Genomic DNA, 15529 nt, shown 5'->3' with positions numbered 1-15529 from the left:
GTGATCGGCGTCGATGCACAGTGACAGGGGGCGCGGAAGTTAAAGTAGCGGCATATGATGCTGCGGCCAGTGGAGTTGCGAGCACAGCGGGTTAGTCGTCTCGTCCTGGTTCCTGTCCGGTTTCAAGGGCGTCCACGCGAAAGCGCAGGGCGCCCTTGTCGTTTTCGGCGCGAAAACGCACGTTGAAACCTCTCAGGCTGACGCCGTACTGGCGATCGTCGTCACTGCCCTTGCTGCGATAGGCGGGGCGCGGGTCCTGGGCGAGGACCTGGGCGATCAAGCGACGCAAGGAACCATCGTTGTCGCTGCTGGAAAGCACCGCTTCGGCCTCGGCCGAGAACACCACCGGATGCTGCGTCGGCGCTTCAGGTGCAAAACCGGTACGGGCGTCGGGGCGACTCTCGGCCCAGGGCAGGTATGGCTTGATATCCACCACTGGTGTGCCGTCGACCAGATCGGCGCTCTTGAGCACCAGGCTGACGCCGTCGCGCGTATCGATGTCGATCAACTCCACCAGCGAGAGCCCGAGACGGTTGGGGCGGTGGGTGCTGCGGCTGGCAAATACGCCTATTCGTGCATTTCCTCCCAGTCGAGGCGGACGGACCATCGCTTTCCAGTGGGGCGGACTAAGGTGAAAGATGAAGGTCAGCCACAGGTGGCTGAACCCCTCCAGCCCACGTACGGCCATGGGATCGGCGAAGTCGCCCTCCAGCACCAGACGAGCTCTGGCATCTTCTGCAAGCCCTGGCTGACGGGGTACGCCGAACTTGTCCGGGAAGTCGCTGCGTATGGTGCCGATGGGCGTCAGGGTATAGAAGTCGTCGGGCATGATCTGGTGAGGCTCTGATGTCGAGGCGTTGATGTGGATGCTGTTACGTCGATGCTCTGATGTCGAAACTCTGATGACGCAGGAAGTGGGTCAGGGTTGACCTGAATGGCTCCAGCAACGTGCTTGCAGGTATCGTGACATGACAAAGCTCCAGTTGGGCATGAAACAGCGTCGCCGGGCATCAGGGTGGTCAGGAGTGTTGGATCGCGCCCGTTATCTGATTAGGCTTGGCGAACCTCGACGCGCCGGATTATCCGTCTCCAGTCCTGCAGGAGTTCCCTACATGTCCGAACCCAGAATGTCGCAAGCCATGCCGGTCGAGCGACGTTCCCGTATTCACTATCGTGAGGCCCTCGCCAAGGATGGCTCGGATCAGGCCGAAGTGTTCTATCACGCCGTCATGATGGGGGCCAGTCGCCACTACAGCCTGGCCCAGCGTCAGGCCTGGGCTTCGGCGCTGCCCAGGGACGGTTCCGCCTGGCGTGCTCGTCAGGCATTGTTTACTACCCTGGTGGCCGAGTGTGACGGTCGCTGCGTCGGCTTTGTCGAGTTGGACCCCGGTCGCGCGCGCGTCGAGACGCTCTATGTGTGGCCCTCGCTGACCGGCCAGGGCATCGGCGGCCGCTTGCTGTCGCTTGCCGAGGAGCGCCTGAGAAACGCCGGCGCCCGGCGGATGATCATCGAAGCCAGCCTGATGCTGGCAGAGCCACTGCTCGACGCTGGCTGGGAATCCCACGGTGAAGAGTGGGTCGAGCGCGCCGGAGAGCTGCTGCCACGGCTATGCATGAGCAAGCCGTTGGAGTGACCTCCGCTGGACGTTGGAATGCCCCCCGCTGGACGCTGGCCCCGCTGGACGCTGGAGAGCCCCCCCGCTGGAGAGCCCCCTGAGAGTAATCTCCAGGAGTGCCCCCGAGAGTGCCCTTCAAGAATAGCCCCCAGGTATGGGCCAGGGTCCAGGCCGGGGGATCGCTTCTCGAAACGGGCAGGGCGTCAGCCTGCCGGGCCTTCCTCGACCATGCGCATGGACAGGTCGATGGCTTTCACGTCCTTGGTCAGTGCACCGCTCGAGATGCAGTCGACACCTGTCTGGGCGATGGCTTTCAGCGTCGTCTCGTCGACATTGCCGGACGCCTCCAGCGTCGCCTGGCCTGCGACGCGGCGCACCGCTTCTCGCATGTCATCCAGTGAGAAGTTGTCGAGCATGATCACGTCGGCGCCGGCGGCCAGCGCCTGATCCAGTTCCTCGAAGGTCTCGACTTCCACCTCCACCGTCAGGTCACGCGCGATGCTGCGGGCCTCCTTCACGGCGCCGGCGATGCCGCCGCAGGCCGAGATATGGTTTTCCTTGATCAGGAAGGCGTCGTAGAGGCCGATCCGATGGTTGCAGCCACCGCCACAGGCCACCGCGTACTTCTGGGCGATACGCAGACCTGGCAACGTCTTGCGGGTGTCGAGCAGCCGCACACCGGTGCCCTCGAGCAGGTCGACGTAGTGGCGGGTGCGCGTGGCGGTGGCCGACAGCGTCTGCAGCAGGTTGAGAGCCGCGCGCTCGCCGGTCAGCAGGCTGCGTGCGGGGCCGGCCAGTTCGAGAAAGGGCTCGTTTGGCGTCAGTCGATCGCCGTCCGCGGCGTGCCAGGTCAGAGCGACCCGGGGATCGAGGCGGCGGAACAGTTCGTCGACCCAGGCCACGCCGCAGAGTATCGCCGGCTCGCGGCTGATGACGCGGGCCTTGCCCAGATGCTTTTCGGGAATCAGTTGGGCGGTGATGTCCACCGGACCGACGTCCTCGGCCAGCAGGCGAGCGGCACTGTTGCGGATGTCTTCGGCAAGGGCGTCCTGAAAGTGCATGGGTATCTCTGTATTGCGGCGCGTGGAGCCGACATTATAGGGGCACTAGCACCTCGACGTCAGTGGGCGAGGTGACGATCCCATATTCAGACAATGGAGACACCAGCATGCAGTGTCACGACGGGTGGCTCGACGGGGCCAGGCGAGTGCCTTCGCCCAACGTCAATGAACGACCCGAACGAGAAATATCGGCGGTAGTGGTGCATTCCATCAGTCTGCCGCCGGGTCAATTCGGCGGCGAGCACATCGAGGAACTGTTCACCAACCGTCTGGATCCCGAGGCCCACCCTTACTTCGCGAGTATCGCCGGACTCAAGGTCTCGGCGCATCTGTTGATCCGTCGCGACGGAGAGTGTGTTCAGTTTGCGCCCTTCGAGGCGAGGGCCTGGCACGCGGGACGCTCCAGCTGGTTCGATGGCCATTGCCTGCGCCGCGAGCTCAACGACTTCTCGATCGGGATCGAGCTCGAAGGGGACGAGGTGTCGCCCTATCGAGACGCCCAGTACCGTGCCCTGGCCCAGGTGCTGCACGCGCTGTTTGACGTCTACCCCGAGATCACCCCCCAACGACTGACCAGTCACGCGCGAATCGCTCCCCTGCGAAAGACCGATCCCGGCCCCTCCTTCGACTGGGCGTACCTGCGGCGCTGTTTGCAGCACCGCTAGATGAAGATGCGATGCATCGTTTCGGCATAGCGCGAGCCATCACCTTCAGGTCAAACGGTAGTTTGTTTACAAGTGGCTGACTTGAGGCGCTTAAGTCATACCCCCTTTGGGTTAAGCCATTGTGTTGCAGTGCAATATGAGGTAATTGAAAAATATTTCCATAGCTGCTTCAATTGGCAGTGCAGGGCGTTTGAGGTATCTTCTTGCCCAATCGTGCTCGTTTGGCACGGACATTCTAGTAATATTACTACATGCCTGACGCTGCGAGGCGGGCGGGGAATCACCCCCTCTATCCCGCTCGCTCATTGGCCTCGATCGTGGGGCAATGGACCCCCATCGTCATTCGGAGAGACGTTCTATGAGTCTTGGTTCAAGAGAAGATCTCGATCCGGTCGAAACCCAGGAATGGTTGGATTCCCTGGAGTCTGTTCTGGATCGTGAGGGCGAGGATCGTGCCCGGTACCTGATGACGCGGCTCGCCGACCGTTATCGCCAGGACGGCATGCAGGTGCCCTTCTCGGTCACCACCCCGCATCGCAACACCATTCCGGTGCACTGCGAGGCCCCGATGCCTGGCGATCTGTTCATGGAGCGTCGTATTCGCTCGGTGATCCGCTACAACGCCATCGCTCAGGTCATTCGCAACAACAAGGCGAAGCCGGGACTGGGTGGCCACATCGCCAGCTTCATGTCCTCCGCGACTCTCTACGACGTGGGCTTCAACCATTTCTTCCGTGCCCCCAACGGCGACTTCGAAGGCGACCTGATCTACATCCAGGGTCACGTGGCACCGGGCATCTACGCCCGCGCCTACCTCGAGGGCCGGCTGACCGAAGAGCAGATGGACAGCTACCGCCAGGAAGTCGATGGCAACGGCCTGTCATCCTACCCGCACCCGTGGCTGATGCCGGAGTTCTGGCAGTTCCCGACGGTTTCCATGGGTCTGGGCCCGATCCAGGCGATCTACCAGGCCCACGTCATGAAGTACCTGCACTCCCGCGAGCTGCACGACATGCAGGATCGCAAGATCTGGTGCTTCATGGGCGACGGTGAGTGTGACGAGCCGGAATCTCTCGGCGCCATCCACCTGGCCAGCCGCGAGAAGCTCGACAATCTGATCTTTGTTATCAACTGCAACCTGCAGCGTCTCGATGGCCCGGTGCGCGGCAACTCCCGCATCATCGACGAGCTCGAGGGTGTCTTCCGCGGTGCCGGCTGGAACGTGCTCAAGGTCGTCTGGGGTCGTCACTGGGACCCGCTCTTCGAGAAGGACAAGAAGGGCATGCTGCAGAAGCGCATGGACGAGGCGGTCGACGGCGACTACCAGAACTACAAGGCCAACGGCGGTGCCTACACCCGTGAGCACTTCTTCGGCAAGTACCCGGAGACCGCCGACCTGGTCAAGGACATGTCCGACGAGGACATCTGGAAGCTCAATCGCGGTGGCCACGATCCGTTCAAGGTCTACGCGGCGTACCACGAGGCGACCACCAAACCCAATGGTCGCCCCACCGTGATCCTGGCGCATACCGTCAAGGGCTACGGCATGGGTGGCGGCGACGGCGAGGCGGCCAACGAGGCGCACCAGGTCAAGACCATGGAGTACGAGGCGCTCAAGCGCTTCCGTGATCGCTTCGGCATCCCGATCTCCGACGACCAGCTCAAGGAAGTGCCGTACTACAAGCCGGACGACGATTCGCCCGAAATGAAGTACATGCACTATCAGCGCGAACAGCTGGGCGGCTATCTGCCGAGCCGTCGCAATGACTTCGAGGCGCTCGAGATTCCCGGCCTCGATGACAAGACCTTCGCCTCCCAGACCGGCGGCTCCAAGGGCCGCGAAGTGTCCACCACCATGGCCTTCGTGCGGATCCTCAATGGCCTGGTCAAGGACAAGAAGATCGGCAAGCGGGTGGTCCCGATCATCCCCGACGAGGCGCGCACCTTCGGTATGGAGGGCATGTTCCGTCAGCTCGGTATCTACACCTCCGAAGGCCAGAAGTACGAGCCGGTCGACAAGGGCCAGATCATGTTCTACCGCGAGGATCAGAAGGGTCAGATCCTCGAGGAAGGCATCACCGAGGCCGGCGCCATGTCTGCCTGGATTGCCGCGGCCACCTCGTACTCGAACAACAACACCACTCTGCTGCCGTTCTACATCTACTACTCGATGTTCGGCTTCCAGCGGATCGGTGATCTGGCCTGGGCCGCCGGTGACATGCAGGCTCGCGGCTTCCTGTGCGGTGGTACCGCCGGTCGTACCACGCTCAACGGCGAGGGTCTCCAGCACCAGGACGGTCACAGCCTGCTGCAGGCAGCGATGATCCCGAACTGCCGCACCTATGACCCGACCTACGGGCACGAAGTCGCGGTCATCGTGCAGGATGGTCTGAAGCGGATGTTCTCCGACAAGGAAAACTGCTTCTACTACCTGACCCTGATGAACGAGAACTACGAGCACCCCGAGCTCGAGGAGATTCCCGCCGAGGACATCATCAAGGGCATGTACCTGCTGCGCGAGACCAAGGGCAAGAAGGGCCACGTCCAGCTGCTGGGCTCCGGTACCATCCTGCGCGAGGTCGAGGCTGCCGCCGAGATACTGGCCGAAGAGTGGGGTGTGGGCTCCGACATCTGGAGCGTGACCAGCTTCAATGAGCTGCGCCGCGAGGCCCTGGGGCTGGATCGTCAGGCCTTCATCAACCCGGATGCCGACCCCGAGAAGCCTCACGTCACCAAGTGTCTGGAAGGGCGCAAGGGACCGGCGATCGCCTCGACCGACTACATGAAGCTGTACGCCGACCAGGTCCGCGCCTGGGTGCCGACCGACTATCATGTACTGGGCACCGACGGCTATGGTCGCTCCGACACCCGCGAAGCGCTTCGCCGGTTCTTCGAGGTCGACCGCTACTACGTCACCGTGGCGGCGCTCAAGGCGTTGGCCGATCGTGACGAGATCGACCGCAAGGTCGTGGCCGAGGCACTCAAGAAGTACGACATCGACCCGAATAAGCCCAACCCGCTCGAGGTGTAAGGCATCGGTTGGACTGTCCGGTGGCATGGCGGGCCGGTGGCCCGCCTCCGTCAAGAGTTTGAAGGAGCGCGACCTTGAGTAGCGAAATCATCAAAGTGCCCGATATCGGTGGTGACACCGATGTGGAAATCATCGAAGTCGCGGTGTCCGAAGGTGACGTGATCGAGCCGGAAGACACCCTGATTACCCTGGAATCCGACAAGGCCAGCATGGACGTGCCGGCGCCCAAGGGCGGCAAGGTCCTCAAGGTTCTGGTCAAGGAAGGCGACACCGTCTCGGAAGGCGATGACATCGTCGAGATCGAGGCCGAAGGTGGTGGCGACGCCGACGAGGATGCTGACGCCGACGCCGATTCGGCTGAAGAGTCGCAGGCCGATTCCGGCGGCGACGAGCAGGAAGCGCCCAAGTCCGACGACAAGCCGGCACCGAAGAAGAAGAGCGGCGGTGGCAGCAAGACCGTCGAGATCAAGGTGCCGGACCTGGGTGGCTCCAGCGACGTCGAGATCATCGAGGTGGCGGTGTCCGAAGGCGACGAGGTCGGCGAGGAAGACACCCTGATCACCCTGGAGTCCGACAAGGCCTCCATGGACGTGCCGAGCCCCCACGCCGGCAAGTTGGTCAGCCTGAACGTCAAGGAAGGGGATACCGTCTCCGAAGGTGACGTCATCGGCTCCATGGAAGTCGCCGGTGAAGGCGATGATGGCGATGACGACTCTGCCGATGAGTCGGCCGATGAGTCTGCCGATGATAGTGCAGCCGAGTCCGCCGAAAGCGCGTCGGAAGAGCAGGAAGAGGACGATTCCGACGACGAGGCCGCCGAAGGTGGTCGTCAGGAGGTTCGTGTCCCCGACCTGTCCGGTTCCAGCGACGTGCCGATCATCGAGATGGCCGTCAGCGAAGGTGACGAGGTGGACGTCGAGGACGCCCTGATCACCCTGGAGTCCGACAAGGCCTCCATGGACGTGCCGAGTCCGTTCAAGGGCAAGGTGGTGGAGCTGTCGGTGAAGGAAGGCGACAGTGTCTCCGAGGGTGACCTGATCGGCTACATCGAGGTCGCCGGCGCGGCGCCCAAGAAGAAGGCGCCGAAGAAGGACGCTCCCAAGAAGGACGCCCCGAAAAAGGATGCCCCGAAGAAGGACGCGCCCAAGCAGCAGGCGGCGTCCGGTCAGGGCTCTGCGGTGGCCGACAAGCCGCGTGATGCCAAGAGCGTCCACGCCGGCCCTGCGGTGCGCATGCTGGCCCGCGAACTGGGTGTCGACCTGGCCTTGGTGAAGCCCTCCGGTCCCAAGGACCGAGTGCTCAAGGAAGACGTGCAGAACTACGTCAAGCAGGCCATGGCCAACCAGGGCAAGGGCAAGAGCGACGCCGCTGCGGCACCTGCTGCCGGGGGCTCTGGCATTCCGCCGATCCCGGATCAGGACTTCAGCCAGTTCGGCGAGATCGAAGAGAAGCAGATGGGCCGCCTGATGAAGATGGGCGCCAACAATCTGCATCGCAGCTGGGTCAATATTCCCCACGTCACGCAGTTCGACGAGGCGGACATCACCGAGCTCGAGGCCTTCCGCAAGTCGATGAAGGCCGAGGCGGAAGCCCAGGGCGCCAAGCTGACTCCGCTGCCGTTCCTGATCAAGGCGTGCGCCTATGCCTTGAACAAGTACCCGCAGTTTAACGTCAGCCTCAAGGCCGACGGCGAGACCGTGGTGCAGAAGAAGTACGTGCACATCGGTATTGCCGTGGACACGCCCGATGGCCTGATGGTGCCGGTGATCCGCGATGCCGACAAGAAGTCGCTGATCGACCTGGCCAAGGAGTCGGTGGAGCTGGCCAAGAAGGCTCAGTCGAAGAAGCTCAAGCGTGACGAGATGACCGGTGGTTGCTTCACCATCTCGAGCCTGGGCTCCATCGGCGGGACCGCCTTCACGCCCATCGTGAACCCGCCGGAGGTGGCGATCCTCGGGGTTTCCAAGGCGTCGATGAAGCCGGTGTGGAATGGCGCGGACTTCCAGCCGCGACTGATGATGCCGCTGTCGCTGTCCTATGACCACCGTGCCGTCAACGGCGCCGATGCCGCGCGCTTCACCGCGTTGCTGGGACAGTTGTTGACCGACGTGCGTCGCCTTCTGCTGTAATTCAGGCCGAATGCGAGAACAGAACGGCGCCGCAAGGCGCCGTTTCTCGTCCTGCCGTCAGCTCTGACAGCGTGCCATGTGGATGTGCCAGGCCGGGCGAATCGTGACGCTTCTATGACTCCTGACCAAAGTGCAATCTAGATGCCAGCAGCTTGATGTTAAACGCTTTTTCTGCAGGTTTTCGGTGAGTTGCGAGTAACCTCAGGTTGTGTCGCCAAGACGGCACGGGTATTGTTCGCTTAACCCATTCTTCACCCCGACTTTTCGCTTTCTCGAAGGAGTTCCAACGATGCGCTTGATCCTCTTGGGTGCCCCGGGTGCCGGCAAGGGCACCCAGGCCCAATTCATCTGTGAGCGCTACGATATCCCACAGATTTCCACTGGTGACATGCTGCGTGCAGCGGTCAAGGAAGGCAGTGAACTGGGCCTCAAGGTGAAGGAAATCATGACCACCGGTGGCCTGGTCTCCGATGACATCATCATCGCCCTGGTCAAGGAACGCATCACCCAGCCTGACTGCGCCAACGGTTTCCTGTTTGACGGCTTCCCGCGCACCATTCCCCAGGCCGATGCCATGAAGGAAGGTGGCGTCAAGATCGATCACGTGCTCGAGATCGCCGTGGCCGACGAGGAAATCGTCAATCGTTTGGCGGGTCGTCGGGTCCACCCGGCGTCCGGCCGCGTCTACCACGTCGACCACAATCCGCCCAAGGAAGACGGCAAGGATGATGTGACCGGCGAGGCGCTGGTTCAGCGTGATGATGATCGCGAGAATACCGTTCGCAATCGTCTGTCGGTCTACCACGAGCAGACCGAGCCGCTGGTGGGCTACTACCAGCAATGGGCCCAGCAGGCGCCTGAGGATGCCCCGCGCTATCATCGCGTGGAAGGCGTGGGGAGTGTCGATGACATCACCCGTCAGGTGCGCGAGGCCCTCGAAGGCTGATCTACCGCACCACGCTTGCTGCATTCGACTCACGGCTCGCCCCAAGGCGGGCCGTGAGTCGTTTATAATGTGCCGGATTCACTACCAGGATGAGCCTGACATGACCTTGATTGTGGCCCTCGATGCCTCCTCGAGCGCCTGCTCCGCGGCCCTGCTGCGTCGCCAGGAGGGTAGCCCGGACGAGGTGATAGCGCGTTTTGCGCAGACCCCGCGAGAGCATACCCGCCGTCTGTTGCCGATGGTCGACGAAGTGCTGGCCGAGGCCGGGGTGGCGGCCAGCGAACTGGACGCCGTGGCCTACGGGCGCGGACCAGGCTCCTTCACAGGCTTGAGGATTGCCGCGGGTGTGGCCCAGGGGCTGGCCTACGGACTGGACCGCCCGCTGGTCGGTGTATCGACGCTGGAGGCACTGGCGCTGGGCGGCCACCTGCGCCATCGCTATCGCTACATGGTCACCGCGCTGGACGCCCGCATGGGCGAAATCTACGTCGGTGCCTGGCGGGTCGAGGATGGGCGGCCGTTGGCACTGATGGACGAAGCGGTGCTGCCGCCCGAACGGCTGGTGCTGCCCCGCGAGCATGAAGACCATGATTGGGTGGGACTGGGGTCTGGCTGGGCGCTGTGGGATCAGATGCCCGCCGAGATCCAGGCCAGCCTCAACCTGACCGTGACCGATGCCGACCCTGCCGCCGAGGACATGGTGCGGCTGGCCGTCGAGGTCTTTGTCGCAGGCGATGCCCAGCGCCCCCATGACGCCCAGCCCGTCTATCTGCGCGATCAGGTGGCCTGGAAGAAGGCCGAGCGAAAGGCGCGTTCGTGAGTGTTCGCCTGAGCCCTGACATGGCGCTGCCTTTCGTTATGGACAGCGATCCCGAGGCGGCGCTGGCGCTGGAATGGGATGACCAGGGTCGGCTGGTGCTGGTCGGTGACGAGGCCCGCTATGGCAAGCCGCTGTGGGTGGACTTCGTCGGTGGGCGAGCCGGCCACCGACGGCGTTTCGGCGGCGGGCGCGGTCAACTGGTGGCTCGGGCCTGTGGTCTTGCCAAGGGCGTCACCCCGAGCATCATCGATGCCACCGCGGGTCTAGGCCGTGACGCCTTCGTGCTGGCGAGCCTGGGCGCCGAGGTGCTGCTGATCGAGCGGGTAGCCGCGATTGCGGCCCTGCTGGATGACGGACTCCGGCGTGCCCGGGAGGATAGCGACACTCAGGAAGCGGCGGCGCACATGCACCTTGCCCATGGCGACAGCAGTCGTGAGCTTGGCGACATCGTGGCAGCGGCCGGGGTAGCCCCGGAAGTGATCCACCTGGACCCGATGTTCCCCCACCGCGACAAGTCGGCCCTGGTCAAGAAGGAGATGCGGCTGTTTCGCGAGTTGGCGGGGGACGATGACGATGCACCGCGGCTATTGGAAGCGGCGCTGGACGTCGCCAGCCACCGCGTGGTGGTCAAGCGTCCGCGCAAGGCGCCTCCCATAGCAGGCCCCGAGCCGAGGCATCGACTCGAGGAGAAGACCAGCCGCTACGACATCTACGTGCACCGCTCGCTCAAGGCTGAGCGCTGACCTCCGAGGGAGCCTCGGCGGCCTCCTCGCGGTGACGGCTGATCAACGCCAGTCGCCGTCGCAGCGAGGCGTCGAGCAGGCGTGAGGCCCGCTGGGCCGCGCGCTTGAGGCACTCGTCGAAGTGCAGCCGGTCCTGCTCGAGCCACACCCAGCCTTCCTGTTCCAGGGTATCGATCAGGGTCTCGAACAGCTTGGGGTCGAAGAACTCCGGTGCCTCGCGACCGCTGAGGAGTCCAAGGCGCTCCGACAGCGCACGCGAGCGCTCCTTCAGGGTGGCCCGGTCCAGTGCCCCCGATCCGGATCGCAGCAGCACCTCGATCAGCAGGGCGTTGCGCTCCAGCGATGGCTGGATCATGCGGCCGATCAGTTCGAGGCGTTCTCGGCCTTCTAGGCTTTCCACCGGCGTAAAGCCTTCGCCATGGCGCTCCAGCAGCCCCAGGTCCACCTGGACGGCAAGAATGGCCGCGAGGCGTTCCTTCATGTCCGCGCTTTCATCGACACAGAACTCCCGGGCCAGCGGTGGCCAAAGCGGCGTCAACAGGTCGCAGAGTTCGTGGAGGCTGCGTTGGTGGCGGCTGCGAAAGGCGAAGGCGACCAGCGCCGGCAGGGCGAACAGGTGCAGCACGTTGTTGCGATACCAGGCCAGCAGTGCCGCTTGCTCGGGCGTGGCGCTAACGATGTCACCAAGGCTATGGGCGTGGCGCTCGACCATGTCCAGGTCCACCGCCCTGGCGATGCAGGCTTCCGGAGACTCGTCGGGCAGACTGGGTCTTTCGCCGCAGGCGGGGCTGTCGGCCAGGCGACAGAGCAGGGCGAGCTGGTCGGTCAGGGTGGCGTACTCCAGGGCGCGGTGCGGCGACGAGAGTAGCGCTAGGCCTGTCAGGTTGATGGCATTCAGCGCCGCCACCCGGTTGATGCGCCGGGTCAGGGATCTGCCAAGCGTGGTGACCGTCGGTGCCAGCCAGTCGGGGCGCGGCGACTCGTCGTCTCGCCAGCCGGGGGCGTGGCTATCGAGAAAGCCCCCGATGGGCAGCGGCTCGCCGATATTGACCGATACCCGGCCGTAGGGCTCGCGCAGACGTCCGAGCACCCGCAGCAGATCCAGCGGGGACTCCTTGCGCTTCTTGCCACCGCCCAGTTCGCGCTGGTAGCTGGAGTTCTCGAGAATACGCTCGTAGCCGATATAGACCGGAACAAAGACCATCGGCCGCTCGTCGACCCGCTGGCAGCGCAGGAAGGACCGCAGTGTCATCGCCAGCATGCCGGGACGAGGCGTGAGCATGCGACCGCTGCGGGAACGACCGCCTTCGATGAAGTACTCCATCGGATAGCCCCGGGCCAGCAGGCGGTGCAGATATTCGTTGAACACCGCGCCGTAGAGGCGGTTGTCGCGAAAGCTGCGACGCAGGAAGAAGGCGCCACCACGTCTCAGCAAAGGGCCGATCAACGGCATGTCAAGGTTGCGTCCTGCGGCGATGTGGGGTGGCATCAAGCCTTCGCGGTAGAGCACGTAGGACAGCAGCAGGTAGTCGATATGGCTGCGGTGGCAGGGCACGTAGATCAGGGTGTGATCCTCGGCCAGGGCCTTGACCTCTTCCAGACCATTGACGTCGACGCCGTCGTAGAGCCGGTTCCACAGGCGCTTCAAGGCGCCGGCCAGAAAGCGCAGCACCGGATAGGTCATGTTGGCCGCGATCTCGTGGCCATAGCGTCTGGCGCGTCGCTTGAGTCGTTTGTGTGAGCTGGCCTTCTCTGCCAGTTGGTCGATCTCCCGACGCACCTCGTCGCTTGCCACCACTCCCTGAATCATCGTGCTGCGGTGCGACAGGTCCGGCCCCAGCACCCGCGTACGCACCCGGCGAAAGTGTACCCGCAACAGCCTTGCCGCCTTGCGGTTGGTGCGTGGGGCGTCACCGTCATGCAGTTCTTCGAGGTGCAGCGGGGCGCCGAACTGGATTTCCACGTCGCGGCCGTTGACCAGCACCGACAGCGCTCGCCGCAGTCGTCCGGTCAGGCGCCAGCTGTCCGCTGCCAGCAGATGCCAGAGGCCGAAGTCCTTGCCCGGGGCTCGCCCCCAGAACACACTGACGGGCACCAGCTGTATCCGGGTGTCGCTGGTGATCAGCTCGGTGAAGGGCGCGACACCGGTGGCTTGGCCCGGCCACAGCCGGAACCGGCGTGCCGGCAGCGCCACGCAGCGCGGCAGGTTGCTGTCGGGCAGCGCCAACCGGCCACGCGCCGGGGGCAGGCCATGACGTTGGCAGTAGCTGTCCAGCAGCAGGGCGTCGCTCAGCGAGGGGCGCGGTAGCACATAGAGCGTCGGCAGCTGCGGATCCAGCGCCAGTTTATCCGGCGTCGGTTCCGCCAGCCGAACCTCGGTCCACAGTTCGATGAGTCGGCGCAGCGGTGCGCGAAGCATGCCAGGCATAGCAATTCCGTTGTTCGGGGCAGTAGGCGAGGACCGTCTGCGGGCCATCCATGTCGTGCCGTCAGTATAACGATCGGGTAGGGTGGCGCCATGATCTGCTTGATATCCGGTTGATATGACACCGCCAGGGAGACGTGCAGCATGACCACCGCGTGGCGACAGCATAATCGCGTCGATCTATTGCCGGAGGCCGATCGCTTCCTGCCGGCGCTGTTCGAGGCGGTGGCCGAGGCCCGTCAAAGCGTGCTGATCGAACTTTATCTGATGGAGTCCGGCGAACTGGCCGACCGAGTCATCGAGGCGCTGGTGGCCGCATCGCAGCGCGGCGTCGCCGTCTATCTACTGTTGGACGGTTTCGGCGCCATGGGGCTTTCAGGCCAGGATAGAGAACGCCTGGTCGCATCCGGCGTGTGGTTGCGGGACTTCAACCCGCTGGGCTGGCACTCGCTGGGACGCAACGTCAGTCGTGATCATCGCAAGCTGGTGGTGGTGGATCAGCGACTGGCCTTTACCGGGGGCTTTGGCGCCGTCGATGAGTTCCTGGCGGCCTGGTTCGAGGTGGCCGTGCGTGTCGAGGGCCCGGTGGTGGCCGACTGGGTGGCGCTGTTTGCCCAGGTGTGGAACTCGCCGCTGACCAGAGGCGCCCCGCAGGCGCCGGCGCTGCCGTCGCCGAGTGGCGAGAGGCGCCATGACCCTGGAGTCAGGGCACGGGTGATCTGGGGGCGGGGGTACCGCTTTCAGGCCATTCGCCACTCACTGCAGGAGCGAATCGCCCGCGCCGAACGGCGCCTGTGGCTGTGTACGCCCTACTTTGTGCCCACCCTGGGGCTGAGGCTCAGGCTGCAGCGTGCGGCGCGCAAGGGCCGCGACGTGCGCCTGCTGCTGCCGGGGCGGGACCACGACCATCCCGGCATCCGCTACGCCGGGCAGCGTTTCTACACTCGGTTGCTGCGGGCGGGTGTGCGCATCTACGAGTTCCAGCCCAGCTTCATCCACGCCAAGTTTGTGGTCGCCGATGACTGGGTCAGCCTGGGTTCCTGCAACTTCGACCACTGGAGCTTGCAGTGGAACCTCGAGGCCAATCAGGAGGTCGAGGACGCCGTCCTGGCCGACGAGGTCGCGGCGCTGTTCGAGCGCAATTTCGCGGCGAGTCGGGAGATCACCCGGGAAAGCTGGGCGCGCCGCTCCTGGTGGGCCAGGATCAGGACCTGGCTGTACGGCACCCTTGATGGCTGGCTGACCCGCTTGCGCTGAGGCGCCGGCTATCGCTTGCTCCGGTGCTGACCAGCGCCTGGCCTGTGACGCGCTATCGCTTGGCCTGTTATTCGCTATCGCTTGCCTTTGGGGCCTTTGGCCTGGGGTCTGCCCTGGCCGCTCTTGCTCTTGTTGCCTTGCCCCTTGTTGCCTTGCCCCTTGTTGCCATGACCCTTGTGGCCTGCCTTGCCACCCCTGCCGCCGGCTGGCGCCTTGCCGCGGGGCTTGGGCTTGGGGGTGTCCGGCGGTACCCGGAAGTGCAGGTACAGATCCAGCACCAGTTCCGGCAACTGACCGACCAGGCGCTCGAGTCGCTCGCCTTCCCCGGCCAGATCGGCCATGTCGGGCTCGTCGGCGAACAGTCCCGACAGCGCCATGAAGGGCAACAGCAGTGTGGCCACGGTTTCTTCATCGCCCTCGAACCAGGCGGCCTCGTCGAGGAAGACGCCTTCCATGAAGCCGGCACACCAGTCGCCGATGGGCGTCTCTTCCGACGCCATGCCGTCCAGCGTCAGCTCGAAGGGCAGTTCGGGAAGACCGCCGCCTTCCAGCACGCCGATAGCGTTGGTCCTGAGCTGCTCGAGCAGGCCCAGGATGATCTCCCTTTCCTGGTCGCTTTCGAACTCGGGGGTGCCGTGAAACAGCTCCGCGACCCAGGCGGCAGCCTCGACATCCCGCGGCGCCACCGCCAGCGCGACCAGGAAGCCGTGGGCGCCGATCAGGTCCAGCGCATCGGGACCGGCGCGCTCCTCGAGAAAGTCATCGAGCAGGTCCAGAGCGTCGTCTTCGAGCAAGGGGAGGGGGAGCGGCGTTTCGGCGTCGGACATGGGGCGCTC

Annotated in this window: 12 protein-coding genes; 8 read left to right on the top strand and 4 right to left on the bottom strand. The window is 64.3% G+C overall.

From position 1 onward, the window contains the following. Positions 1-91 precede the first annotated feature (91 nt). Positions 92-829, bottom strand: coding sequence for a tRNA (N6-threonylcarbamoyladenosine(37)-N6)-methyltransferase TrmO (tsaA, locus tag NFH98_RS16070; RefSeq protein ID WP_222516013.1), 738 nt, complete (start codon positions 827-829; stop codon positions 92-94). 283 nt (positions 830-1112) lie between these two features. Here tsaA and NFH98_RS16065 point away from each other — a divergent pair, with 283 nt between their 5' ends. After that, positions 1113-1634, top strand: a complete 522-nt coding sequence (locus NFH98_RS16065) for a GNAT family N-acetyltransferase (protein ID WP_045992833.1) — start codon at positions 1113-1115, stop codon at positions 1632-1634. 185 nt (positions 1635-1819) lie between these two features. Here the strand turns inward: NFH98_RS16065 and nadC are convergent, their stop codons facing one another. Continuing rightward, positions 1820-2677, bottom strand: coding sequence for a carboxylating nicotinate-nucleotide diphosphorylase (gene nadC / locus NFH98_RS16060; protein ID WP_222516012.1), 858 nt, complete (start codon positions 2675-2677; stop codon positions 1820-1822). A 107-nt stretch (positions 2678-2784) separates the two neighbouring features. Between nadC and ampD the strand changes: the two genes are divergently transcribed. From ampD to NFH98_RS16030, 6 genes are all read left to right on the top strand, one after another. Next, a complete protein-coding gene (gene ampD, locus NFH98_RS16055; RefSeq protein WP_222516011.1) occupies positions 2785-3342 on the top strand; it encodes a 1,6-anhydro-N-acetylmuramyl-L-alanine amidase AmpD in 558 nt (185 codons plus the stop codon). 358 nt (positions 3343-3700) lie between these two features. Further along, a complete protein-coding gene (gene aceE / locus NFH98_RS16050; RefSeq protein ID WP_045992830.1) occupies positions 3701-6373 on the top strand; it encodes a pyruvate dehydrogenase (acetyl-transferring), homodimeric type in 2673 nt (890 codons plus the stop codon). Positions 6374-6447: 74 nt separating this feature from the next. Next, positions 6448-8502 (top strand): pyruvate dehydrogenase complex dihydrolipoyllysine-residue acetyltransferase, encoded by a 2055-nt coding sequence (gene aceF, locus NFH98_RS16045; protein WP_108448209.1) that lies wholly within the window; start codon positions 6448-6450, stop codon positions 8500-8502. A 289-nt stretch (positions 8503-8791) separates the two neighbouring features. After that, complete coding sequence (gene adk / locus NFH98_RS16040) at positions 8792-9448, top strand: adenylate kinase (protein WP_222516010.1); 657 nt, start codon at positions 8792-8794, stop codon at positions 9446-9448. Between the two features lie 100 nt (positions 9449-9548). Then, a complete protein-coding gene (gene tsaB / locus NFH98_RS16035) occupies positions 9549-10268 on the top strand; it encodes a tRNA (adenosine(37)-N6)-threonylcarbamoyltransferase complex dimerization subunit type 1 TsaB (RefSeq protein WP_306168901.1) in 720 nt (239 codons plus the stop codon). 38 nt (positions 10269-10306) lie between these two features. After that, entirely contained in the window at positions 10307-11011 is a 705-nt protein-coding gene (locus NFH98_RS16030) for a class I SAM-dependent methyltransferase (RefSeq protein WP_306168922.1), read from the top strand. Here the strand turns inward: NFH98_RS16030 and plsB are convergent. Then, positions 10995-13439, bottom strand: a complete 2445-nt coding sequence (gene plsB / locus NFH98_RS16025; protein WP_306168902.1) for a glycerol-3-phosphate 1-O-acyltransferase PlsB — start codon at positions 13437-13439, stop codon at positions 10995-10997. The genes NFH98_RS16030 and plsB overlap by 17 nt on opposite strands. Positions 13440-13580: 141 nt before the next feature. Here plsB and NFH98_RS16020 point away from each other — a divergent pair, with 141 nt between their 5' ends. Further along, positions 13581-14693: a phospholipase D-like domain-containing protein gene (locus NFH98_RS16020; RefSeq protein WP_348827017.1), complete on the top strand. Its 1113-nt coding sequence runs from the start codon at positions 13581-13583 to the stop codon at positions 14691-14693. Positions 14694-14767: 74 nt separating this feature from the next. On the opposite strand, the gene NFH98_RS16015 is transcribed toward NFH98_RS16020, so the two are convergent. Continuing rightward, positions 14768-15520: a YecA/YgfB family protein gene (locus tag NFH98_RS16015; protein ID WP_108132384.1), complete on the bottom strand. Its 753-nt coding sequence runs from the start codon at positions 15518-15520 to the stop codon at positions 14768-14770. Between the last annotated feature and the right edge of the window lie 9 nt (positions 15521-15529).

Origin of the sequence: Halomonas sp. H33-56 (genome assembly GCF_040147035.1) — a bacterium.
In the GTDB taxonomy this organism is placed as follows: Bacteria; Pseudomonadota; Gammaproteobacteria; order Pseudomonadales; family Halomonadaceae; genus Halomonas; species Halomonas litopenaei.
Note: the sequence above shows the minus strand (reverse complement) of the source record. Positions and strands in the feature narration are given on the sequence as shown.